Below are 25,115 nucleotides of genomic sequence, written 5' to 3' on the forward strand. Positions count from 1 at the left end.
ATATAGTTGAAAAAAATTATTTTATAAAATCAATGATTCATTGTTGTTAATACAAAAAAAAAAACTCCGCATGAATTATGCGGAGTATAAGTAAACAAGTAAGATATTATGAATAAATTACTTTACTTTTGCTTTTGAAGCAGCAGCAGAAAGATCTGCACCAGCTTTGAATTTAGCTACAGTTTTTGCAGCTATTTTGATTTCTTTGCCAGTTTGAGGATTTCTTCCTGTTCTAGCACTTCTTTTAGATACAGAGAAAGTACCAAACCCAACTAAAGTAACTTTGTTACCTTTTTGAAGAGTAGACTTTACTGCATTCATGAAAGAATTCAATGCATCACCAGCTGCAGCTTTAGTTATACCTGCATCACCAGCAATTTTGTCGATTAAATCTCCTTTGTTCATCTTTTAAGATTTTAAGTTGTTAATAATTAATTACGAGAGCAAATTTATAGCAAATCGCCTGTTTACAATACTTCTCAAGGATTTTCAATTAAAATTATTGTGGAAAAGCCTTGATTCTATGGTCGCGAAGTCACTTAATCAACTATTTTTCTGCATTTTACATAAATTTCAATCCAAGCTAAAATGTGGATTATTATTTCAATTGAATCGTCTACAAAGCCTATAAAAACTGAATTCACAAAAAAATAATAGGAAAAAGACCCAATTTTCAATAAATTTGTAGTTATAAATTAAGAGTTTAATCCATAATAGTAAACGGTGAAATACATTTTTTTAATTATTATTCTACTTTGCATTCAGACTTCATGTAAGAAAGCGTCCACTTACTCTACTGTTTGTAATGATGAAGCAAGAAAAAAAACCAGCGGAGTTTCGGGTAGAGAGGTCGGAGCTACCAAGGTAAAGCGTAACTCATACAGAACTACCACCAGAAGACCACACAGACTTGGCTTACTCAGACGCTAATCTTCCTTATTTAATTCAATTATGATAGAGAGTACTATACTTTTACAAGATATAGATCCATTGGTATTATATGGAGTCAATAACAATAAACTTGATTTGCTAAAAAAAGCCTTTCCACTGCTGAAAATGGTTTTCAGAGGGGATAAAATTAAGGTAACAGGTAAAGAAGAAGAAATTGCGCAGTTCGAATTGAAAATGCGAGTAATTGTTGAGCATATAAAACAATATCAAGATATCACTTTAAAGGATATTGAGAGAATTACTCTTAGTGAGACTCCAGATACCGCATATCTAGCCAAACCCACTGGGGATGTTATCGTTTATGGAAACAACGGTCATGTGGTGCGCGCTCGCACCCCCAATCAAAAGGTGATGGTAGAGCAGAACCTAAAAAACGATATCCTATTCGCCATAGGACCAGCCGGTACAGGAAAAACTTATACCGCAGTTGCCTTGGCAGTCAAGGCTTGGAAAGAAAAACAAGTAAAGAGAATTATCCTCACTAGACCTGCCGTAGAAGCTGGAGAAAACTTAGGATTTCTGCCAGGTGATTTACGAGAAAAGGTGGATCCATATTTACGCCCGCTCTACGATGCACTCGAAGATATGATTCCATTTGATAAACTGACTCAGCTCAAAGAGACTCGTATTATTGAGGTCGCGCCTCTTGCCTTTATGCGCGGTCGAACGCTAGATAATGCTTTTATCATATTGGATGAAGCACAGAACGCTACTTCTATGCAGTTGAAAATGTTTCTGACACGCATAGGTCCTAACGCTAAATGCATAGTCACCGGTGATATCACACAAATAGATTTACCCAAAACTCAGCAGAGCGGCTTGCCGTTTACCTTGAGAATTTTAGATGGAATAGAAGGAATAGGTATCGTACGACTAACCAATGCAGATGTTATACGACACAGATTGGTAGCTAAAATAATTAGCGCCTTTGAAAATAATGCCGAAAGCCATGATAAAAACTCAAGGTAATACACAATACTACCGTGGCAAGGTAAGGGATGTTTACTCCCATGATGAATATATTTTTATTGTGGTGTCAGATAGAATATCTGCATTTGATGTAGTTCTACCTGAACCCATACCATACAAGGGTGCTGTGCTGAATGGCATATCCACATATTTTTTAAATAACACCAAAGACATAGTCCCTAATTGGCTTATCGATACACCTAATAGTCATGTGGCTTATGGACATCTAGCACCGACTATACCTATAGAAATTGTAGTGCGAGGCTATATAGCTGGCAGCATGTGGCGTGCCTATGAAGCAGGTGAACGAAATTTTTGTGGTATTCAATTACCCGATGGATTAAAAAATAATCAAAAGCTTGATTCACCTATCATCACTCCTACGACCAAAGCGGCAGCTGGTCACGATGAAAACACTTCTGAAGATGAAATACTCAAACAGGGAATTGTATCTAAGGAAGAATGGGAATTGATCAAAAAATATGCATTCGATTTATTTGAATTTGGCACCCGATATGCTGCTTCAAAAAATCTTATTTTGGTCGATACTAAATTTGAATTTGGGAAAAAGAAAAATGGAGAGATTATCTTAATTGATGAAATCTTGACACCCGATAGTTCGCGTTATTTTATAGCGGATACGTATCATGAAAAATTTGAAAAAGGTGAAAATCCAGGTCAATTGTCCAAAGAGTTTGTACGACAATGGCTCATTGAAAATAACTTCATGGGACGCCAAGGCGACCAAATCCCAGTCATGCACAAAGAGTGGATAAGCGAGATTAGTGATAAATATATTGCGCTCTACAATAAACTAATTGAGCCTCCATTTGTCAAAGAATCTAAAGAATTTAATCTCCATAAAATTCAATTAGCATATGACAATTTCTACCAAAAATATTATTCGTAGTATTTCGATACTACTTATAATTCTCTGTCAGCATAAGCTCACCGCTCAGGATAAAGATAAATTCAATATTGGCCTTATTGGGTTTTATAATCTGGAAAATCTTTATGATACCATAGATCAAGATATGGTACAAGATGAAGAATTTACTCCTGAAGGCACCAGACGATATACAGGCGAAGTCTATAAAGATAAGCTAACCAAGCTCGACCAAGTTTTATCTGAAATGGGAACAGACCATAGCCCAGATGGAATAGCAGTATTGGGTGTGGCGGAGATAGAAAATAGAAGTGTTTTGCGCGATTTATGTTTGCAAAATGGCATTAAAAATCGAAACTATAAAATAGTACACTACGACTCGAAAGATGCACGTGGTGTGGATGTAGGTCTTCTCTATAATCCTAAATATTTCAAAGTGATGAAATCAGATAAAATCTATGTCGATATGGAAGACCTCGGAGAAGGCAAGACTAGAGATATATTATGGGTACAGGGTTTATTTATGGGAGAGGAAACTCATATCATGGTCGCACACTGGCCCAGCCGCCGAGGTGGAGAAGAAGTGTCTATGCCTAAGCGCTGCCGAGCAGCAGAATTTATGCGAGCAAAAACCGATAGCATTCTTCTGCAAAGTCCTAATGTCAATATTATAGTGATGGGTGACTTGAATGATGATCCAACCAGTCCTAGCGTAGTCAAATGCCTCAAATCTTCTGGTAAAAAAGAAGAGGCCAAAGATGGCATATTTTTTAATCCATTTTATGATTATTTCAAAAAGGGTATAGGAACTCTAGCCTATGCTGATGCTTGGAATTTGTTTGATCAAATCTTAGTCTCCCCTGCTGCACTGCAAGCTGATAATCCCCTAATCTATGGTGGTGGATTTATTTTTAGTCGCAGCTATATGCTACAGATGGACGGTCAATACAAAGGCTATCCTTTTCGAACCTATAATGGCGATATTTACCAAGGTGGTTATTCGGATCATTTTCCGACGTATTTAGTATTTAGGAAAAAGGTGAAATAGCTGATATGACAATATGCAGATGAGACGATGAGATGATGAAGAAGAGATTCTATGGTCTGAAGATAAAATAATTTAAAAACTAATAAATTTAATTTTTATGTCATTAATTTGATTTTGTTCCTATAGGAGAATTTTTTGTTAATTTAATTTTACTCAATAAACATATTTAAATGAAAGAAAATGAAATTGTAAAACTTAGTTTTAACTTTGCTCTTGAAACTATTTCTTATTGTGAAATTTTGGAAGAAAATAGAAAATATGTAATAGCTAGGCAGCTTCTTAGATCTGGAACATCAATAGGAGCAAATGTCAGAGAAGCACAAAATTGTGAAAGTCGAGCAGATTTTATACATAAGCTAAAAATTGCTGCCAAAGAAGCTGAAGAAACCGACTATTGGATTAGTTTGTGTAAATATTCAGCTAGCTATCCCAATGTAGCATTGTTAGAAACTCAAATTACAAGCATTTTAAAGCTATTAAATAAAATTATATCAACCTTGAAGAAGAGGGAGAAATCTTAAATTGAAAGTCTAATTCGTCATCGACATATTTTTAAATCCCTCATTAGTAAAATTTTCATATCATCATATCAGCTCATCATCACATAAAAAATGGAAATTAACATCATCGTCGCCTACTCCTCCAATCTCGCTATAGGCAAGGATAACAACCTTCTCTGGCATTTAGCAGATGACATGGCATTTTTCAAAAACCAAACGAACGGTAAAACTGTTGTAATGGGTAAGAATACCTATTTATCACTGCCTAAAAAATTTCGACCATTACCGAATAGAAAAAATGTTGTTATTAGTCGTCAAGAGCCTATTGAGGAGCATGAAAATTTAATTTGGTATAAATCACTAGAAGAAGCGATCTATGCTCTAAAGAAAACTGAAGATGAAATTTATATCATAGGTGGAGGAAGTATCTATGAGCAAGCCTTACCACTGGCCAATGCCGTATATGCCACGGAGGTTAAGGTCGATATCAATGGTGACACCTATTTCCCTCAACTCAACTATGAAGAATGGACACGAGAAGTTCTGCATAGCTTTTCAAAAAATGAGAAGAATGAGTATGATTTTGAGGTGGTACGTTATCATAGAAATTAAAATGTAACCTTTTACCTACTAAATCAACTAATAATCAAATTAAAAAAAATGAACAATATTCAAGACCACGAAATAGATTACAAAATAGTAGGCTCAGAGCTACAATATGTAGAGGTGGAGCTAGACCCTAATGAAGTCGTCATAGCCGAAGCTGGCTCATTTATGTATATGCGTGAAGGTATAGAGATGCAGACCATTTTTGGAGATGGTTCTCGACAGGCTCAGAATACAGGCGTATTAGGCAATCTACTCAATGCAGGCAAGCGACTGCTTACAGGCGAAAGCCTTTTTATGACAGCATATACCAATGTCAGCAACAAGAAATCACAGGTAGCTTTTGCTTCACCATACCCAGGAAAGATAATTCCCCTTGATTTGTATAAATTGGGAGGTAAAATTATCTGCCAAAAAGATGCTTTTCTCTGCGCTGCTAAAGGAGTAGAGGTTGGAATCGAATTTCAACAAAAACTAGGCACAGGTCTATTCGGAGGAGAAGGATTTATCATGCAGAAACTTATAGGCGATGGTATGGCATTTATGCATGCTGGAGGTCATGTAGAAGAGTTTCAACTACAACCCGGACAGGTGCTGAAGGTAGATACCGGTTGTATCGTAGGCTTTACCCACGGGATAAACTATGATATTCAGCGTATCAAAGGCATTCGCAATATGGTTTTTGGTGGTGAGGGTATATTTTATGCCGTATTGAGTGGTACTGGAACCGTCTGGTTACAAACTTTACCGATATCAAGACTCGCTTCCCGTATTTTCTCTTATGCACCACAGCAAGGCGGTTCTAAAGAAGAAGGCAGCATACTTGGTGGGTTAGGGCAACTCATAGGTGGCGACAGATAGGTAAAATATTATCTATTGGATTGATTATTAAGCAATTTTCAAATTCTTAATAAATCTTATAATAACGAGTTTCGAATTAGACTTAAGTTTTATTAGCTAATTTTGTAGCCTTATGTCAAAAAAGGCTTGGTTAATCATTATAGTAGCAGCGCTAGGATATTTCGTAGATATCTATGATTTGATATTATTTGGTATTATAAAAAAGGAAAGCTTATTCGCTCTTGGATATGATGAGGTTACCTATAAGCCTTATGAGATTTCTCTTTTTAATTTTCAAATGGGAGGAATGGTTATCGGAGGGATCATTTGGGGCATATTAGGCGATAAACGAGGACGAGTTATGGTGCTTTTCGGTTCTATTCTCATGTATTCTATAGCCAATATTCTCAATGCTTTCGTTACGGATATTAATACATACAAGGTTTTAAGGCTACTAGCAGGAATAGGATTAGCTGGTGAACTCGGCGCGGGAGTCACTATGGTTTCTGAAACGATAGAAAAAGGCAAACGAGGGCTTGGCACCATGCTCATAGTTACTTTTGGAGCCCTAGGAGGTGTTTTTGCTACCATGGTCGGCAATACGGGTGGTTTTGTCAATAATATTTTCCATACCTCCCTTCAAAATTGGCAAATAGCCTACATAATAGGCGGAGTCATGGGATTAGGACTTCTAGTTTTGAGAACAAGTAATCTTGAAAGTTCGATGTTTGAAAAAATAAAAGAAGAAAAGTCTGTATCTAAAGGAAATTTTTGGTTGATTCTTTCTACTACAAAGTTGCGAAACCTATATATAAGTTGTATTGCGATTGGTATTCCTATTTGGTTTATCGTCGGTGTTCTGATTCAATTGGGAGATAGATTTGCCTTAAAAAATAGCGGCATACAAATCGAAGTACCAATTTGTATCATGTGGACCTATATTGGTCTTTCTAGCGGTGATATTGTAAGTGGTATATTGAGTCAATTATTGAAAAACAGGAAAACTGTTATTTATATTTATCTAAGCTTCGCTTTTTTTGCCAGTTGTGTCTTTATGTTCACCACGGATCAAAAGCCAAGTTTTTATTACACTATGTCGTATATTCTTGGTTTTAGCACTGGGTATTGGGCATTATTCGTTATCAATAGCGCAGAGCAATTTGGCACCAACTTACGTGCTACTACAAGCTCTACCGTTCCTAATTTTGTGCGAGGTACTGTCGTTCCTATCACCCTAATTTTCGGTCATTTTACGGCTCAGCCAGAAGCCAAAATGATTCAAATTGCTTTCTTCCTTTGTTTTATTTGCTTCCTTTTGGCGGTATTTGGCACCTCTATGATAGAGGATGGATTTGATAAGGAATTGGATTTTATACATTGATTGGTAGGAAAGCGCCTAGAGGCGCGTTCAGCACGAACACGCTTCGAAGCGTGTTCCTACAAAATTATACTGTAACATTTCCACTAAATTTCCAACTAACTACTAAAAACTAGGATTTGACCTCCAAGGAAAAGGATTTTATAGACGCCATAGAACCTCATAAAGGCATAATATACAAGGTATCTAAAGTTTACTGCGATGATATCAATGACCAAGAAGATTTGCGTCAAGAGATTTTGTATCAACTTTGGAGTTCGATTGATTCTTTTCGAAATCAAAGCCAGTTATCTACTTGGATATATCGTGTAGCCTTGAATACGGCTATTTTATTTTTTAAAAAGGGAAAAAAGGAGACGGAGAAAGTTATAGAATACAACCAATGGCAGGAAAAATATATCGATGAGGCAGACGAAACGGAAGATAAATTGAAGCTGCTCTATCAGTCATTTCAATATTTGGACAGAATAGAAAAAGCTATCATCTATATGTACCTCGAAGATAAATCACATAATGAAATAGCAGAAACACTAGGGATATCCGCAGTCAATGCTCGAGTAAAACTACATAGAACTAAAGAAAAAATTAAGTCAATCATATTAAAAAATAAACAACATGGAGCTAGATGATATCAAAGTTTTTTGGAAGCAAGAGTCGGCAGAAAATGAAAAATTTAAAGAAGACTTTCTTGAAAAAATGAAAACGTCCAATCCATTATCCAAGTTGAGGACTATGATGAAATGGGAGTTTATCGCTACGTGGATATTTATACTGTCCCTTATCGCAATACCAATATTAAGTCCAATAAAAAATAAATTGATACATATATTCATATACCTAGCACTAAACTTAACGGTAATGACGACGATATTTTATCATGTTTTGTTTTATAAAATTTATAGAGGTGGTATGAAGCAAGCAACGAATTCGTTCATGCACTTAGTTGAGTTTATAGCTGAGTATAGAGTCGCTTTAAACTTATATCGCTGTTATAATTATACACTCGTTGTGTTTCTAGTTCCAGCGGTTTTACTCTATAGATTTAAATTTAATTTTGACTATATCGAAACTATAACTACTCCCTTGCTCTGGTTAATAATTTTTTTTACTTCCATAGCCATTATTCTAGTCGTTATTTTCTGTGAAATATGGATAAAATACTTCTATGGTAAATATCTCAAGGAGCTAGAGTATATCAAATCACAATTCTACTCATAGTCAACTAAGTGAATTCATCGCTCCTAGTTCATGGGAACTTAGTATTTTTACCCAAAAAAAAATAGCTTATGAGTTATTGGAAGATTTTGGGATTCTTATTGTTGATTCCTTTGAGCTACGTTATAGGTTGCATTGTATATGCTAAGTTGACCTATTACGACCCACCTTTAGTGGAGGTATTATACGCTAATGATGCAGCACCTCAATTAGAACAAGATTCATTCTCAGCTCTGATATGGAATATCGGCTATGCAGGTCTTGGTGCGGAATCAGACTTTTTCTATGATGGAGGTAAAATGATGAATCCAGATGAGAAAGTAGTCAATAATTATTTCGATGGAATAGTCAATAATTTGGGAGATACCACGATAGATTTTGTCATGCTACAAGAAGTAGATTCGCACTCCAAGCGCAGTTATTATCTAGACCAAGTTTCCTTTCTAAAAGCCCAGACACACCAGTCAAATCCTTTTGCCCACTTCGCATTTAACTATAAAGTAAATTATATTCCTCAGCCATGGACCGAGCCTATGGGGAAAGTCAATAGTGGACTATTATCTTTGTCAAAATTTGAACCATACAAAGTAGAACGCCATCAATTACCCGGTCATTTTGGTTTTCCAAAGCAGCTGTTTTTTCTTAGAAGATGCTTGCTCATTCAGTATTTTAATTTAGTAAACGGAAAGGATTTGGTCGTCATCAATGTGCACAATAGCGCCTATGATGACTCTGGAAAATTGAAAAAAGAGGAGATGAAATATTTAAAAGGTTTGTTAGACGCTGAGGATGCCAAAGGAAACTATATTATCTGCGGAGGTGACTGGAATCAATGCCCACCAGATTTTAAGTATAATACGTTGGCTGCGGGCAAGGAAGGAGACTATTTTCAAACCAATGTAGCGCCTCTGACAAATGGTGGTCAATGGATCTATGATAGCATGACTGCAACCAACAGAAAAAATGACAAGCCATATCACCCTGAGAAGACCTTTGTAACTGTCATTGACTTTTTCTGGATATCAAAGAATATAGAATCAAACTTCTGCAAAGGTCTAGACCTAGGATTTAAATATTCAGATCATCAACCTGTGAAAATTAATTTTAAATTGAAATAATTTTGTTAAAAAGTCAAAAGGAAATCTAGTTTTTTCTTTGTGCCTTCGTGGCATAAAACAACCCTATACAAATGACCACTACATCACGAACAGAAATAAGCCAATTGGGCGAATTTGGATTGATACAACACCTTTCCAAAGGGAATAAAACCACGAAGGACACCATTAAATCTATTGGGGATGACTGTGCCGTAATTCAAAATAATGGATTAAAAACCCTCATAACCACAGATTTTTTGGTAGAAGACATTCACTTCGATATGAGCTATACTCCACTAAAACATCTTGGGTATAAAGCAGTCGTAGTTAACGTCTCAGATATCTATGCTATGAATGGAAAACCTAAGCATATCACTGTGAGTATTGCAGTTTCGAACCGCTATTCGGTAGAGGCTCTAGAAGAGCTTTATGCAGGAATTTACCTCGCTTGCGATCATTATGGGATAGATGTGATAGGTGGAGATACTACTAGCTCATTGAAAGGTCTTGTGATATCTATCACGGCAATAGGCGAAGCAGAAGAAAGTAAAATCGTCTATCGAAATGGAGCAAAAGTCGGTGACCTCATCTGCGTTACAGGTAATCTAGGGGCGGCTTATCTAGGCTTGCAAATATTGATGCGAGAAAAACAAGTCTATCTCGAAGACCCCAATATGAAACCAGAGATTAATGAATCCAACTCGTATTTAATTCAGCGAATACTCAAGCCCGAAGCTAAGAAAAAAGTCATAGAATTTCTCAATGCAGAAAATATACTTCCTCATTCAATGATAGATATTAGCGACGGTCTAAGCAGTGAATTGATGCATATTTGCAGTCAATCTAAGGTGGGATGTATCATAGAAGAAAAATCTATTCCTATAGATCAAACCGCCTATGAACAGGCTATGCAGTTCAATATGGACCCTACCTTGTGCGCTCTCAGTGGAGGTGAAGATTATGAATTATTATTTACAATTGACCCTAAAGACAGAGATGTTATTGAAAAAAATGAAGGCATTTCTATCATAGGTGAGATCACGGATACTAGTCAAGGCATGAAACTTCAAACCCGTGGAGGAAGCCTTTATGACTTGAAAGCACAGGGTTGGGTGAGTTTTTAAATGTCTAAAACCATTTATTTATTACATTTGTTACACTTAAAAGTCTAAAAAAAGTCAATACATATGTGGTTTATGAAAGCAAATTTAATTTTAACATTATTATTTTTAGCTTTAAGCTTCAATTCTATATCTCAAAATAGTGACTCAGCAGAATCAAGATACAGCCTAGGTTTGAAGACTGGATTACAAAGAACAACTTATAAGTTCACCGCAGATACTTCTCTAAATCCAATGGAATCTAGCAGTCAAATATTTGGAATAGAATACCAGCGATTATTAGGCAAAAGTTCTGCATTAGTAATTGAATTCAATTATGCTTCGGTTGAAATGATTGATCCCAAAAATCCAAGAGATATAACCTATTCTTATTCTCAATTTGATTTGCCAGTCACTTTAAGACTAAGATCTCAAGGTAATTTGAAGTTGATTGGTGATTTAGGTATAGGTTTGTGTTTACTGAATAGAAATGGAATAGGTTATAATTTGAACATTGCAAAATATATTAGTGATGCTAAAATTACATATCATATAGGTGCTGGGTTTGAATCCAATTTAACAAAAATGGCTGCTATTTCAATAATTGGTAGATACCAAAATATTGGTAGTAAAGTCGATATTAACAATTTTAATGCGCAACTTGGATTGAAGTTGTATATGCCTTCATATAATAATAAGTAAAATGAAATTTAAATCAATAGCAATTGCTATCTTTTTGGTAGCGCAATTATCCGCTCAAGAACCCACGTGCTATCACTACGACCAAGGGACTACACGTGAGAAAAATATTAAGCCCTATGACCTTGTCTTAGAGGTTCGATTAAAAGAAAAAGAGGGAAAGGTAGAGGGAAAAGCGAATTATAAGTTTGTCTATTTGCGAAAAGAAATCGATAGTTTTTTCTTTGATGCCATCAAATTTAGCGTCAATAGCATTACCATCAATAATGAAAAAGTCCAATTCAGAGCTGATAGTGCAGGAATAACCGTTTTTCTTCCTAAAAATAGACCTGACACCAATTCAATGGTTATTGATTATTACTGCCATCCGCTTCGCGGCATTTATTTTCTGAACTGGAATAATCCCAATACCAAAGCTTATCGGCAGATATGGACTCAAGGGCAGGGTATAGACAATCGACATTGGATTCCTGGTTTTGACGATGTAGCCAACCTTCTTCGCATGACCACCAAAGTCACCTTCAATGATCAATATCCTGTAGTATCTAATGGCAATTTAATATCTACTACACAGAATTCTGATAAAACAAAAACTTGGACCTACAAGCTAGATCACCCACATGCGCTCTATCTCACCATGATAGCAGCCGGAGACTATAAATTTAAAAATCAAAAATCAAAAGGTGGCATTACCCTAGAACAATATTATTATCACGATAAGCCAGAATATTTCGAGCCCACCTATCAGCACAGTGAAGTGATGATGGACTGGTTTGAAGATGAAATCAAAGTGCGCTATCCATGGGGAAAGATTTATAGAAATGTGCCTACGCAAGATTTTCTCTATGGTGCTATGGAAAATACCTCATCGACTATATTTGCAGATTATATGCACCAAGACTGGCGTGGGCAGCAGGAGCGAGGATATTTGGCAGTTAATGCGCACGAACTAGCACATCAGTGGTTTGGTGATCTTATCACAGAACGAAGCACTCCGCATCATTGGTTACACGAAAGTTATGCCACCCATTACTCTAAAAAATTCCTTCATTTCCTCAAGGGAGAAGATATGTTTGACTGGATTCGAAAAGGAGAATTAGAAGCTTCTTTCGGAGCGGGAAGGTCTAATTCACTGCCTGTAGCTCATACCGCTTCGGGTTCATCGAGACATTATCCTAAGGGCAGTTTTGTGCTCGATATGCTCCGCAATGAATTAGGGAATGAGAATTATAGAAAATCCATTGCACTTTATTTAAATAGATTTTATCATCAGAACGTAGAGACGAATGACTTAGTAGCTTCTATATATGAAGCTACAGGACGCAATGTCAAATGGTTTTTTGATCAGTGGATTCATAGAGGCGGCGAGCCTGTTATTTCCTTTAAATATACGGTGAATGGTAAAGAATTAATCGCAACCACCCAGCAAATTCATTTAACAGATGCCACGGTGAGCCATTTCAGACTTCCTATGACTGTTTCCATTTATTATAAAAATGGTACGATTCAATATGCTAAAACGACTTTGAAAAATAACATGGATACTTTCAAAATTCCACTAGAGCAAAATGCGGCAGTGACAATGGTTTTATTAGATGAGAATATGGAATTTCTGAGAAAAGTTAGTTATGATTATGATGACAATAGCTTGAAAAAAATCGCACTAGAAAGCACTAAGACCTTTGGTAGATTGGAGGCAATAGAAAAATTGCGCACTGCCGAATGGAAAGATAAGAGCAAAACCTATGTTGATGTTTACCACAAAGAAAAATCGAGTTTAATAAAAAATGAAATCTTAGATCAAACAGCGAAAAGTAGTGGAGATGAAAGTGCAAATGACCTACTGACGCATGGACTCACAGATCCGCATGTGCAGGTAAGAAGAACCGCTATTCGCTCTGTAAATTATAAAGATGAGTTGATTAAAAATTTATTGATCGATAGACTGAATGACTCCTCTTATGTCAATATAGAAATAGCTGTTCAGAAATTGATAGAACTCTATCCAGCAGAGAAATTAACTTGGTTAAAGAAAATAGAAGGTCAATCAGGAATCATGAACAATCTCACTTATCTTTACCATTCTACCATAGTAGCAGACAGTACACTTAAGACTCTGCACCCTGCCTCTATCGAGAAACTCAAATTCCTAGCCTCTGAGAGTAACGAATTTCGCTCGCGAGTGCCTGCCATTACTTTCCTTATGGAAAAGGAAATTATGGATATTAGTATAGCCAAATCTATGATACAAGGTGCATTTTATTTTCACCCTGGCATCAAAGGAAATAGTATAGAATTCTTGAAAAAAATCAAGGAAAAGCAACCGCAAATATTTGAAGAGGCAATTCAAGATTATCCGTTCGCCGAGCCAAATTATACGCTTACAAAACTTCAAGGCTTCCTAGGTGAAAAATAAATAAGATTACTATCCATGATACCTCAGCTGGCTCCCTTTAATTTTCATACAACCATTCAGCTTCGTTGGAAAGACATTGATCAGTTTGGGCATGTCAATAATGCAGTGTATCTCACCTATTTTGAGACGGCTCGATACTACTATTGTCGCGATGTGAATCAGTGGGATTGGGCTATAGACCAATTCATAATAGCCAATGTCAAAGTAGATTATCTACGACCCCTTTTCTATCCAGGTGATATTAAAGTTTATCTTCGAACCACCAATGTAGGAGAAAAAAGTTTTGAGTTCCATTATGCCATCACCTTTGAGCGCAATGGTATTGAAAAATTGGCGGCTACAGGTCAGACCACACAAGTATTTTACGATTTGAAAAATCAGAGGACCATTCCCATACCTGAGCGCATCGTTCAACAATGGGAAGCATTCGAGAAGAAAGATTATTTTGCTTGTAAAAAATAATTAGTTTTTTTGTAAATTTGCAGTAACTTGAAGAATATGAGTACGGTCAATGAACTTACTAAATTAAATGATGTTCAGCTTATGCTATTAAAGATGTTTAATAGACCGCTAAGGGAACAGCATATTATTGATATTCGAAAGTTACTTTTAGATTACTATGATAAAATGATTTTAGAAGAGGTAGATAGGGTAATTATAGAAAAAGGAATTACAGATAAAGATTACGAAGAATTCCTGGAAAAAACATGAAAGTATTCGTAGATACTAATTGTTTATTAGAATCAATCAATAGAAAACGACCAGCCTATAACTTATATTTAGTTTTTCAAGAGTTAAAATTTGATTGGGTTATCAGTAATGAAATTTATCTTAAAAATAAGGAAGTACTGACCGAATTTTATAGTGAAGATACTGCCGAATATGTTCTAAGTCGACTTTTAAATTCAACTAATATCGTTTTTCAAGAACCCTATTTTAAATGGGATCTTATTCAAATTGATGCTAGTGACAATAAATTCGTTGATTTGGCAATTTCTAGTGGCGCAGACTATTTAGTAACCAATGATAAGCATTTTCAAGTTTTAAAAGAAATAGAATTTCCTCGAGTGAATGTAATACCTCTTAGTGAATTTCTAACCATAATTAATAATGACTAAACTCCTAAGAATTGATGCGCAAAAACCTGACGAACGCGGACTGAAGCAAGTAATCGATGTTCTCGAAAAAGATGGTGTCATCATCTATCCCACAGATAGTGTATATACATTAGGGGCAAGTATTCACAGTGAAAAAGCCTTTAAGCGGATCTGTCAGCTCAAGGGCGTCAAAGAAGACAAAGCACAGTTTTCTATCGTTTGCTCTGACTATAGCCATTTGAGTGAATTTGCCAAGCAAGTTTCCAACGCAGAGTTTCGCATACTCAAGCAGTACTTGCCTGGTCCGTTTACGTTTATCCTCGAGGCGAATAAAGAAGCAAGTAAAATATTCAAGCATAATAAAAAAACCATTGGCTTTCGTATTCCGGACTATCCATTGGTGATCAAAATGATTAAACAGCTGGATCAACCCTTATTTTCTGCTAGTATTCAAATAGAACATGACAGTCCTTATGCAACTACTGCGGAAGAAATATTCGATTTCTATGATGGCAAAGTAGATTTAATCATAGACGGCGGAATCTGCGGCGAACAACCTACGACTATTGTAGATTTGACACAATCTCCTTACGAAATCAAAAGAGAAGGTGCTGGGGAGTTTTTGGATTGATGTGATGATGAGAAGATGTGATGATGATTCAATTTGAAAATGAATTAATTTGAAAATGATTTTGAGTCCTTTGCGAAAACCTTTGCTAGCTTTGTGTTGAAAATATTGGAGTCTTTGTGGCAAATTAAATGAAACTAAAACAATCCTTTCCTTTCTATCTCAAACTTGCTAGTTATTTCTATCCCGTAACAATAGAAAAAAGCCATGAGCCATATTACTTAGAATTGATTTTATCCAAAAACAAACTTATTTTGGATTCTACCCATGCCAATCAATCCAATGAAGGACTTAAACAAGCCTTTCATCAGGCTTTTCATCACCTAGGGGTGTATGAAAAAAAATATGAAAACACCTTAGTCCTCGGTTTTGGATTGGGGAGCGTGGTCGAACTCCTCCAAGCGAAAAAATGCCTAGGGAAAGTAACAGCTTACGAAAATAATGCACAAATACTTCATTGGCTCGATCAATACTATGATTTAGGCGATATTCAATTTGTCTCAGATTCAGCGGAGAATCTAAAAGATCTCGATTCCAATTACGACCTTATCGTAGTGGATTTATTTATCGATAACCAATGTCCTGAATTTTTAAACAACCTAGCCTACTGGATGCAACTCAAAACCCGCCTCTCCCCTTCGGGTATACTGATTTGGAATACCCTTATCCCCACCCAACCGAAAGTAAACTTCAATATGGAAGATATTTTTAAGAAAAATGTAGAGGTAGAGGGGGTGAATCGAATGTGGGTAAGCATTGTCTAAATATTTTTTTTATAAACTCCACAAGCATTTAATTATATTTGAATCGAACAATAAAACCATAAGTTCATGTTAAAGTTTGCATTAATCTCTTTATTCACATTAATCTCAACCTATCTATTTTGTATAGAAGTACCTGGCTATTATATTACTTTGGAAAATGACACTATTCAAACTACTTTTCGTGTACCTGATAAACTAGAAAGAGGCCAATATGCTATTGGAGGGGGATATCTCAAAATTCAGAAAGAGATAATATCTGTACAAGATGGTATAGAAAAAAAATTGACTCCGAAAGAAATCAAAGAATTTAGTTTTAATTTGGATGGCATTGAAATTAGGATGTTAGTTAAGCATAGTATGGATTATAACCTTGGTGATATTTTTAAAAGAGTCATATTTGAGGGTCAGCATGTAATGGTAGTTGGTGAATATTTAAGGTTTAGAGGAAGTCTCAATGGAGGAGGCAACGTAACTGGAGTAAAATATTGGGTTACTATCAAACATAGTGATAACACGAGTACGTCTGATTCTGAATCTGCGGAGTCTAATTGGGGTAAAAAAGCTCTAGCAGATATATTCAAAGAGTGCCCTAAGGTAGTAGGTAAAATTCAAGCTAAAATATTAAAAAGAGACGATATAGGCATGATAGCTGAAGAGTATGAAGAATGTCTAAAATCAGCCTCTCAAACTAACAAATCCACTGAAAATACAGATAAAACAGAATAGCTGAATTTAGCGCGGTTTTGGTTATCTAATTATGTTAATCCTACTTTACCTTGAGGAAATCCTTTTCTGGAATACCCTTATCTCCACTATACCGAAAGCCAATTTTAATATGGATGATACTTTTGATAAAAATGTAGAGGTAGAAGGAGTGAATAGGATGTGGGTACATGTAATTTAATTGTTCATTCCTCATCATTTATTTCTAATCCATAATCTGCAATTTGCAATCATTAAGGCTGTTTTAAACATTACAAACTAACGCCTTCATATATCATTGATTTTCTATTTATTATAGTGCATTATAATACCTTAAATGTGCAAAAAATTGCAAAACTATTATTTAGACTTAGCTTATTTTTGCATTCGTCAACGTTAGCGAAGAACATATCTATTTTTCATTTTTAAAAGCCATGAATATATGGAAAAGAAAAAATATGTTCGCAAATCTAAATCGCTTTCTTCCAAAAAAAATAAAAATTTAGTTACTGAAAAGCCAGATGACTGCTCTCAAACTAGAAATTGTAGATGCACTATCTGTATTGTTTCGAAAAAACTTAGATCCATAGAATTGCGCACGATAAAATCAAATAGCTTTAATCATTTTGAGGCATTAAATACTGAACTTGATAGAGAATACAAAATTAAAATATGTAAGGAGTCTTATCCATATTTTCAAGATTTGGTCAGCTTAATTAAATTAATAATCTTAATAGTTGCATTTAAAACTCCAATAGTTCTATTATATATGCTAGCCAATTTTAAAAAAATATTTAAGGCAATATCACTTCCCTTCTTAAATAATTAATGATCAAATATGATTATATAAAAAGAATCTGTTTTCAATTTAGGAAATGTATTAAAAAAAATATATGTTAACTAATTGACTAACATATGATTAAAAAATAATTAAAATATGAGTAATTTACTTGAAAAATGGAACAGTGAATTAATATCGAAAACTTCATTTTTGAGTATTTATCCGAAAACTAGATATGATAGAAACCAAATTTCTTTTGTTTATGAAACTTTGAAAAAACATTTTGGTCTCGATTATTTTGATATGCAAAATGAACGTGAAAAAAAAGCTAAGAATGACTCTTGGTTATATTATTTATTAGCCAATTTCGAAATTTCTGGAACTATTTTTGCTCTAATTGAAATTGCACACATCTTAGAGAATAAATCTCTATTTAGTAATGGGATGTCTAAAAAGTTAAAGAGCCTGCATAATGACTCAAGACAGCTAGGAGATATTTTGTTTGAATTATATGTAGCTAACATATTAGATTATAATGGAATTTCTTTAAAGAAAAATCCCAAAGATAAATCCAAACCGTTAGACGCAGTCTTTACAATTAATGACATTGAATTTTTAGGCGAATGTAGAAAACTACACAGTAAAAATTTTAACGAATTAAAAGTTTTGTCAACTTTAATTCAAGAGACCATTCCCAATAATTTAAAAAAAAATTCAACAAACATAAATCTTGTTGGGATATTGATAATTGATAAGGTAAACGAAAACTACTTCGATACAATTAATGAAATTGACATTACACTTAATGAAATTATACTAAACATTAATACTTCTAAATCTATTTATTTGCCAATAGAATATAAAAAGGACTCCGTACAGATTTTAATTGCAAATTCTTCAAGTTTAGGCAATGATTTTTTTAACTCATTTGATGGTAAGCAATATTTGAAGTTTCAAACTATTAATGGTGAAATTCAGATGCATTTATCAATAAATTTTACAAAGGCTATTATGAATGCAAAATTGCTTAAGTCCTTAGATTACAAAAATTTACAACATATAAATTCAGAATATGAAAATAAAATTTTCTTCATTGACAATGAAATCAATACCAATATACAGCTTCCACTTTTTCCTCTTGAATCTTTTTTTGATGAAAGAATTGTCATAGATTATATTAAGGAAAACTTTCCTAAAAACTATATTTTTTGTTTTATACTTAGAAATTATTCCGGAGATTTTCCTGTAATTAAAATTAAGGCACTTGGTAATAATATTTCTCCATACATAAAAACTACCCTAGAAACTTTAAAAACCAATTTTGCTTATCGTAGCTAATGCTTATTTTTAGTTTTTATCCCTTCCTAAAAACAATACCCCTTCCCTTCTAGCACCTTATCGGCTATGCGTCGGCGGGCGGCTATGGTGTTGTATGGTTCGTATTTAGTGAATCGCTTAAGACCCATCATCATCATGCGCGCCATATCGCCTTCGGCGTGGGAAGCTATCGCATTTTTGCCGTAGATATTGATTTTATCGACCATATCGTTGATGAGGACTTTGGTCGCATCGATTTGAAGAGCACAGGCTTCTTCTCCTCTGACAGACATCAATTTAGCTGTGCGTAAGAGTGCACTCTCGGCCACGAATACTTCAATCAGCATATCGGCGAGATACATCATGATTTCTTGTTCTTTCTGTATCTTCTCACCATACTTCTGTCCGGCACTTCCGGCTATCATCAGAATGGCTTTTTTGGCTTGTTTGATCGCATTAAATTCTTTGGACAAAGTGGTTTCTTCTTCTGCCTCAAAACTCGGTATCGACATCAATTCTTGCTGTATTGCCATGGCAGGTGCCATGACATTGATTTTGCCTCTTACGGCTCGTTTGATAATCGTTCCCACGGTGAGGAGTCGATTGATTTCATTCGTTCCCTCGAAGATACGATTGATACGGCTATCTCGGTAGGCACGGCTCACAATGGTCTCCTCACTGAATCCCATACCGCCAAAGATTTGCACCGCTTCATCGCAGACAAAATCGCCCGTCTCGCTGCCGTAGACTTTCAATATAGCTGCCTCGATACTATATTCATCGGCTGCTTCTATCTTTGCCTGTGCCAGATCCATGCCCGTTTCGATCAGTTGATTGGTTTTTTCGGTGACAAGTCCGGTCGTTCTGTATGAAGCAGATTCTAAACCATAAGTGCGAATCGCCATTTCTGCTAATTTGTGCTTAATAGCACCAAATTTAGCTATCGGCAAACCAAACTGTGTTCTTTCCAGCGCATAGGTCGAAGCCGACACAATACCCTGCTTACAACCACCTATAGCCAAAAGCCCTAGCTTGATTCTACCTATGTTCAATACATTGAAGGCAATTTTATGTCCATGTCCAATTTCACCTAGCACATTCTCTACCGGTATGCGTACATTTTCAAAATAAACTTGACGAGTCGATGAACCATTGATACCCATTTTATGTTCTTCTGCACCTAAGCTCAAACCAGCAACTCCCTTGGGAATAATAAATCCTGTAAAACCCTTTTTGTTTTCGAGTCGAGCATCTTCTTGTACTTGTGCAAATACGGTAAATACATCCGCAAAACCTGCATTTGTAATCCATATTTTCTGACCATTGATAATCCACTCCTTGCCATCTTCGCTCAATTCAGCTTTTGACTTAGCACCCAAGGCATCACTTCCTGAGCCTGGCTCTGTCAAGCAATATGAAGCTTTGGCTTGTCCGCTCACAAGTTTGGGTAACCATTCTTTCTTTTGTGCCTCTGTACCATAATAATAAATTGGCAATGTACCAATACCCATATGTGCTGTAATAGCTACATTGAAGGATTGTGCTCGACCAAAGCCTTCTGATACCATACAGTCTGTGCTAAAGTCAGCCCCCATGCCACCATACTCTTCTGGAATACCCATACCGAGCAAGCCCAGTTCTCCCGCTTCTTCTAGCAGAGTAACCACTTTGTCGAATTCCTTATGCTCAATAGCGTCGAAATTTGGTGCGATACGCTTGTCGATAAATTCGTTGGCGGCATCGATAAATGCCTGCTGCTCCTCAGTTCTATCTTCGAGGATAAATACATCTTGGGGGTCTGTTTCTTTCACGAGAAATTCTCCGCCTTTGAGTATTGTTTTTTTGGTTTCGATGGTGTCCATATTGATTGCGTTTATTTCGTTAATAATTAATTGTATAAATTCTTGATAATCCTTACCTCAATACCTAGTTCAAAAACTCATAAATTCCTGCGATTCCTTGTCCTCCTCCGATACATGCCGTGACCATTCCGTATTTGTTTTTTCTTCGTCGCATTTCATTGATCAATTGAACGGTCAGTTTCGTACCGGTGCATCCCAGTGGATGCCCTAGTGCTAATGCACCCCCATTCACATTGATGATTTCAGGATTCAAATCTGAAAGCCCTTTCATTACACCCAGTGATTGCGCAGCAAAGGCTTCATTCAATTCAATTAGGTCGATATCCGATAATTTTAACCCTGCCAACTGCAATGCTTTCGGTATAGCTGCCACTGGACCTATTCCCATGATACGTGGATCGACTCCTACAGTGGTAGCGGTTACCAATCTTGCTATAGGTTTTAAATTCAATTCCTTGACCATTCGCTCGCTCATGACTAATACGAAAGCTGCACCATCGCTCGTCTGCGAAGAATTACCTGCTGTCACTTGTCCACCCATTTTAAATACAGGCTTCAACTTAGCCAAAGCTTCTACCGTGGTATCTCCACGAGGACCTTCATCGGTATCTACTATGAATTTTTTGCTTTGTTTTTTTCCATCTTTATAGAATACTTCTTCTACTTCTATCGGTACGATTTCGTCCTTAAATTTTCCTTCTTGAATCGCTTGGATTGCTTTCTGGTGAGACTGATAGGCAAAGGCATCGCTATCTTCTCGCGATATACCATACTTCTCTGCAACCTCTTCAGCTGTCAACCCCATGCCGATATAATAATCAGGATGCGAAATGGCAATGTCATAGTTTGGAGCTATTTTATAACCTGTCGTAGGAACTAAGCTCATGGACTCTGCACCTCCAGCGAGGATACAATCCGCCATACCCGCTTTGATTTTAGCACTAGCCATGGCTATTGTTTCTACTCCTGAACCGCAATAGCGATTGACCGTAACTCCTCCGACAGATTCAGGGAGATTGGACCGCAGCGAAATCCAGCGTGCCATTTGCAATCCTTGTTCCGCTTCCGGTACGGCATTGCCTACTATAAGATCATCTATTCGATTAGGATCCAATTGTGGCATTTGCGCCAAGATATGATTAATGACATTCGCTGCCAAATCTACGGGGGTAGTAAATCGAAACCCACCTCTTTTGGCCTTTGCTACAGCGGTTCTATAACCTGATACGATATATGATTCCATTTCTGTCAATTTTGAATTATGAATTTTAAATTTTGAATATTTATTCTTTGCTTGTATTAAAAATTAAGAATTAAACATTCAACATTAATTACGTAATGGTTTTCCTGATGTCAATATACTCTGCATTCTTTCCAAGGTTTTTTTCTCACCACAGAGGGATAAAAATGCTTCTCTTTCCAAATCCAAAAGATATTGTTCACTCACTCGTGTTGGCTCGGATAAATCTCCACCGCACAATACATAGGCTAGTTTTTTAGAAATGAGTGCATCGTGTTCGCTGGCATATCTTCCTACTTGAAATGAGGCTATACCCGCATAGAGAGCTGCCAATCCTGTTCGTCCCAAGACCAAAATATCTTCTCGCATCATGGGTTTTGTATAGCCCGCGTCATATAGCTCCAAGGCTTTTTCTTTCGCAGCAGCTATGGCTCTATCCGGATTGATGACGACAAAGTCTTTCCTCGCATCAAAGATTCCTATATCAAATGCTTCATAGGCTGAGGTAGCTGTTTTGGCGGTAGCTATTGCGGTGAAGCGCTCACTTAATTTTGGAATCCAAGTGTCTTCAGCACCAAAACTATCCGACAATCTTAATGCAAATTCTTTCGTACCACCTCCACCCGGGATGACGCCAACGCCTACTTCGACTAGACCAATATAGGTCTCTGCCGCTGCGGCACAGGCATCGGTATGCATAGACATTTCACAACCACCACCGAGTGTCAAGCCATGTGGTGCAGCGACCACAGGGATAGAACTATAGCGCAGACGCATAACGGTATTCTGAAAATAACGAATGGCAAAATTTAACTCATCCCACTCTTGCTCTACAGCCTGCATCAATACCATTGCTAGATTAGCTCCTGCGGAGAAATTAGGGGCATTATTTCCCAATACTACTCCTTTCCATCCCTGAGTCTCGGCGATATCAATAGCTTTATTAATTCCTTCTAAAACCTCTCCACCTATCGTATTCATCTTGGTCTGAAACTCTACACACATTACTCCATCACCTATATCATGCACGGTGCATCCTGTATTTTTAAAAATAGGAGTTTGACCTCGCTTATGATCTAAGATTATGAAACTTTCTCGACCTGGAACTATTTGATAAGACTTATTAGCTATGTCATAATAATACTGTACACCATTTTCTATTTTATAAAATGAGGTATGACCATTTGCTACCATTTCTTCTACCCACGAGGCAGGTTGATGACCCATTTCTTTCATCAGTGCCAACACACTTTCCATACCCAATATATCCCAATGCTCGAAAGGTCCGATATCCCATCCGAAGCCTGTCTTCATGGCATCGTCTATTCGATAGAGTTCATCTGAAATCTCCGGAATCCGATGCGATACATATTCAAAGATAGCATAGTTCAGTTTATTGAGAAATTCAGCAGCTTTATCTTTTCCTTTGGCGAGTATTTTCAATCGAGCACGCAAGGAGTCTACTAATTTGGCTTCGCCTACTGAAGCAAATTTAGTCTTCTCACTTGCTTTATATTCCAAAGTATTGAGGTCTAACTCTAAAATGACTTTCTTGCCATCAATTGTTGTCTTCTTATAAAAACCTTGTCCTGTCTTATCTCCTAGCCATTTGTTTTCTTCCATTTTTAGCACATAGTTGGGCACTTGGAAGGTGTCTCTGGCTGAATCATTGGGACAATATTCATAAACACCTTTTGCTACTTTGATAAGTGTATCCAGACCTACTACATCTGCGGTTCTAAATGTTGCAGACTTAGGTTTTCCTATTAATGGACCTGTCAGAGAGTCTATTTCTGATACGGAAAGCCCCATTTCTTGTTGCAATTTGAAAATTGCCGCCATAGAAAATACTCCGACTCTATTCGCTATAAATGCTGGCGTATCTTTACACAGAACAGGAGTTTTACCTAAAAATTTATCCGCATAATATTCAAAAAATTGAATAACTTCTTTGTCTGTATGTGCGGATGGAATGATTTCAAATAATCTTAGATATCGAGGTGGATTGAAAAAATGTGTTCCACAAAAATATTTTTTAAAGTCATCGCTGCGACCTTGAATCAGCATATTGATAGGAATACCCGAAGTATTTGATGTAATAAGGGTTCCTAACTTTCTATGTTGCTCTACTTTTTCAAATAATTGTTGTTTGATATCCAACCGCTCTACTACAGCTTCTATGACCCAATCGCAATCTTTAATTTCGGCGAGGTTGTCTTCAAAATTTCCAGTTTTAATTCTCGAAGCAAATGAAAATTTATAAATAGGAGATGGATTAGATTTCAAAGCTGCTTGAAGTGCTCCATTTACCAGAGCATTGCGCTTGGCAGGATTTTTTTTATCTTCTTCTTTCAAGTCAGCTGGAACTATATCCAGCAATAATACTTGCAGACCTACATTTGCAAAATGACAGGCTATTCTTGAGCCCATAACACCTGAACCTAATACAGCAACTTTTTTAATCGAACGAGACATACCGTTTTTAGTTTATAGTTATTAGTTTATTTAGTTGATAATTTTTATTGTGTTTAGTCGCAGTAGTCAGTTAAAAGTGATTTTTTTCAAATTATCTCATCATCACATTATTAAATTATCACATGGACTCATAACCCAAGATAACACATAAAACTATCATTTTCAAATTATCTCATCAACATCGTCTTCCAATTTCTCCTGCGCCAACGCTTGTATTTTGTTTAATGCGGACACGAGTACATTCATTTCTTCATTGGTGAGGGCATCATTGACTCGTTGCTGAAAATCTAAGACATGTTTTTTAGAGAGGTCACGCATTTTCAAACCTTTTTCTGTGAGCTTAATTATCACACTACGTCTATCTTTTTTACTGCCCTCTCTTCTAATTAGTCCTTCATTTTCTAGTTTTATTAAGGTTCGTGAAAGACTCGTCGGCTCTATACCCATCTTTGGACCTAAACTCATACTGAGCGAGCCTTCTTTAGGATCAATAGATAACAGTGTAAACGCGGTAACCATCGTGGCATCAAAGTTTGACGCTTGT

The 25,115-nt window shown here is 36.3% G+C and carries 28 protein-coding genes; 23 read left to right on the forward strand and 5 right to left on the reverse strand.

Features of this window, described 5'->3' with window-relative positions; all coding sequences use genetic code 11:
- Positions 1-117: 117 nt before the first annotated feature.
- Positions 118-405, reverse strand: coding sequence for an HU family DNA-binding protein (locus JNL75_11775; GenBank protein ID MBL7790498.1), 288 nt, complete (start codon positions 403-405; stop codon positions 118-120).
- Positions 406-723: 318 nt separating this feature from the next.
- Between JNL75_11775 and JNL75_11780 the strand changes: the two genes are divergently transcribed.
- From JNL75_11780 to JNL75_11890, 23 genes are all read left to right on the forward strand, one after another.
- Complete coding sequence (locus JNL75_11780; GenBank protein ID MBL7790499.1) at positions 724-930, forward strand: hypothetical protein; 207 nt, start codon at positions 724-726, stop codon at positions 928-930.
- A gap of 21 nt (positions 931-951) precedes the next feature.
- The gene (locus tag JNL75_11785; GenBank protein MBL7790500.1) at positions 952-1,920 is read left to right on the forward strand and encodes a PhoH family protein; all 969 of its coding nucleotides are present in this window, start codon (positions 952-954) and stop codon (positions 1,918-1,920) included.
- Positions 1,901-2,830, forward strand: a complete 930-nt coding sequence (locus JNL75_11790; GenBank protein ID MBL7790501.1) for a phosphoribosylaminoimidazolesuccinocarboxamide synthase — start codon at positions 1,901-1,903, stop codon at positions 2,828-2,830. The genes JNL75_11785 and JNL75_11790 overlap by 20 nt, the downstream gene beginning before the upstream one ends.
- Positions 2,799-3,854, forward strand: a complete 1,056-nt coding sequence (locus tag JNL75_11795; GenBank protein ID MBL7790502.1) for an endonuclease/exonuclease/phosphatase family protein — start codon at positions 2,799-2,801, stop codon at positions 3,852-3,854. The genes JNL75_11790 and JNL75_11795 overlap by 32 nt, the downstream gene beginning before the upstream one ends.
- Before the next feature lie 170 nt (positions 3,855-4,024).
- Positions 4,025-4,375, forward strand: a complete 351-nt coding sequence (locus JNL75_11800) for a four helix bundle protein (GenBank protein ID MBL7790503.1) — start codon at positions 4,025-4,027, stop codon at positions 4,373-4,375.
- 90 nt (positions 4,376-4,465) lie between these two features.
- Positions 4,466-4,966, forward strand: coding sequence for a dihydrofolate reductase (locus JNL75_11805; protein MBL7790504.1), 501 nt, complete (start codon positions 4,466-4,468; stop codon positions 4,964-4,966).
- A 48-nt stretch (positions 4,967-5,014) separates the two neighbouring features.
- Positions 5,015-5,821: a TIGR00266 family protein gene (locus tag JNL75_11810; protein MBL7790505.1), complete on the forward strand. Its 807-nt coding sequence runs from the start codon at positions 5,015-5,017 to the stop codon at positions 5,819-5,821.
- A gap of 112 nt (positions 5,822-5,933) precedes the next feature.
- Positions 5,934-7,181, forward strand: coding sequence for an MFS transporter (locus JNL75_11815; GenBank protein ID MBL7790506.1), 1,248 nt, complete (start codon positions 5,934-5,936; stop codon positions 7,179-7,181).
- Positions 7,182-7,297: 116 nt separating this feature from the next.
- Entirely contained in the window at positions 7,298-7,807 is a 510-nt protein-coding gene (locus JNL75_11820; protein ID MBL7790507.1) for an RNA polymerase sigma factor, read from the forward strand.
- Positions 7,794-8,396: a hypothetical protein gene (locus JNL75_11825; protein ID MBL7790508.1), complete on the forward strand. Its 603-nt coding sequence runs from the start codon at positions 7,794-7,796 to the stop codon at positions 8,394-8,396. Before JNL75_11820 ends, JNL75_11825 begins: the two co-directional genes overlap by 14 nt.
- 68 nt (positions 8,397-8,464) lie before the next feature.
- On the forward strand, positions 8,465-9,511 hold the full coding sequence (locus tag JNL75_11830; GenBank protein MBL7790509.1) for a hypothetical protein: 1,047 nt from the start codon (positions 8,465-8,467) through the stop codon (positions 9,509-9,511).
- Positions 9,512-9,582: 71 nt separating this feature from the next.
- Positions 9,583-10,614 carry a thiamine-phosphate kinase gene (gene thiL / locus JNL75_11835; protein MBL7790510.1) on the forward strand — a complete coding sequence of 344 codons (1,032 nt, stop codon included), beginning with the start codon at positions 9,583-9,585 and terminating at the stop codon, positions 10,612-10,614.
- Positions 10,615-10,686: 72 nt separating this feature from the next.
- Positions 10,687-11,292: an outer membrane beta-barrel protein gene (locus tag JNL75_11840; GenBank protein MBL7790511.1), complete on the forward strand. Its 606-nt coding sequence runs from the start codon at positions 10,687-10,689 to the stop codon at positions 11,290-11,292.
- Between the two features lies 1 nt (position 11,293).
- On the forward strand, positions 11,294-13,705 hold the full coding sequence (locus JNL75_11845) for a M1 family metallopeptidase (GenBank protein MBL7790512.1): 2,412 nt from the start codon (positions 11,294-11,296) through the stop codon (positions 13,703-13,705).
- Positions 13,706-13,720: 15 nt separating this feature from the next.
- On the forward strand, positions 13,721-14,167 hold the full coding sequence (locus tag JNL75_11850) for an acyl-CoA thioesterase (protein ID MBL7790513.1): 447 nt from the start codon (positions 13,721-13,723) through the stop codon (positions 14,165-14,167).
- 36 nt (positions 14,168-14,203) lie between these two features.
- The gene (locus JNL75_11855; protein MBL7790514.1) at positions 14,204-14,416 is read left to right on the forward strand and encodes a hypothetical protein; all 213 of its coding nucleotides are present in this window, start codon (positions 14,204-14,206) and stop codon (positions 14,414-14,416) included.
- Positions 14,413-14,823: a putative toxin-antitoxin system toxin component, PIN family gene (locus JNL75_11860; GenBank protein ID MBL7790515.1), complete on the forward strand. Its 411-nt coding sequence runs from the start codon at positions 14,413-14,415 to the stop codon at positions 14,821-14,823. The genes JNL75_11855 and JNL75_11860 overlap by 4 nt, the downstream gene beginning before the upstream one ends.
- On the forward strand, positions 14,816-15,433 hold the full coding sequence (locus JNL75_11865; protein MBL7790516.1) for a threonylcarbamoyl-AMP synthase: 618 nt from the start codon (positions 14,816-14,818) through the stop codon (positions 15,431-15,433). The genes JNL75_11860 and JNL75_11865 overlap by 8 nt, the downstream gene beginning before the upstream one ends.
- Before the next feature lie 128 nt (positions 15,434-15,561).
- Entirely contained in the window at positions 15,562-16,194 is a 633-nt protein-coding gene (locus JNL75_11870; GenBank protein ID MBL7790517.1) for a hypothetical protein, read from the forward strand.
- A 66-nt stretch (positions 16,195-16,260) separates the two neighbouring features.
- Complete coding sequence (locus tag JNL75_11875; GenBank protein MBL7790518.1) at positions 16,261-16,920, forward strand: hypothetical protein; 660 nt, start codon at positions 16,261-16,263, stop codon at positions 16,918-16,920.
- A gap of 31 nt (positions 16,921-16,951) precedes the next feature.
- Positions 16,952-17,098 (forward strand): hypothetical protein, encoded by a 147-nt coding sequence (locus JNL75_11880; GenBank protein ID MBL7790519.1) that lies wholly within the window; start codon positions 16,952-16,954, stop codon positions 17,096-17,098.
- A gap of 240 nt (positions 17,099-17,338) precedes the next feature.
- Positions 17,339-17,725, forward strand: coding sequence for a hypothetical protein (locus JNL75_11885; GenBank protein ID MBL7790520.1), 387 nt, complete (start codon positions 17,339-17,341; stop codon positions 17,723-17,725).
- Between the two features lie 108 nt (positions 17,726-17,833).
- Positions 17,834-19,015 carry a hypothetical protein gene (locus JNL75_11890; GenBank protein ID MBL7790521.1) on the forward strand — a complete coding sequence of 394 codons (1,182 nt, stop codon included), beginning with the start codon at positions 17,834-17,836 and terminating at the stop codon, positions 19,013-19,015.
- Positions 19,016-19,041: 26 nt separating this feature from the next.
- Here the strand turns inward: JNL75_11890 and JNL75_11895 are convergent, their stop codons facing one another.
- The 4 genes from JNL75_11895 to JNL75_11910 form a co-directional block, all read right to left on the reverse strand.
- Positions 19,042-20,856 carry an acyl-CoA dehydrogenase family protein gene (locus tag JNL75_11895; GenBank protein ID MBL7790522.1) on the reverse strand — a complete coding sequence of 605 codons (1,815 nt, stop codon included), beginning with the start codon at positions 20,854-20,856 and terminating at the stop codon, positions 19,042-19,044.
- Between the two features lie 64 nt (positions 20,857-20,920).
- Positions 20,921-22,099, reverse strand: a complete 1,179-nt coding sequence (locus tag JNL75_11900) for a thiolase family protein (GenBank protein ID MBL7790523.1) — start codon at positions 22,097-22,099, stop codon at positions 20,921-20,923.
- 84 nt (positions 22,100-22,183) lie between these two features.
- On the reverse strand, positions 22,184-24,571 hold the full coding sequence (locus JNL75_11905) for an enoyl-CoA hydratase/isomerase family protein (protein ID MBL7790524.1): 2,388 nt from the start codon (positions 24,569-24,571) through the stop codon (positions 22,184-22,186).
- A 162-nt stretch (positions 24,572-24,733) separates the two neighbouring features.
- Positions 24,734-25,090 (reverse strand): winged helix DNA-binding protein, encoded by a 357-nt coding sequence (locus JNL75_11910; protein ID MBL7790525.1) that lies wholly within the window; start codon positions 25,088-25,090, stop codon positions 24,734-24,736.
- Between the last annotated feature and the right edge of the window lie 25 nt (positions 25,091-25,115).

This window comes from Chitinophagales bacterium (assembly GCA_016787225.1).
Taxonomy (GTDB): Bacteria; Bacteroidota; Bacteroidia; order Chitinophagales; family JADJOU01; genus CHPMRC01.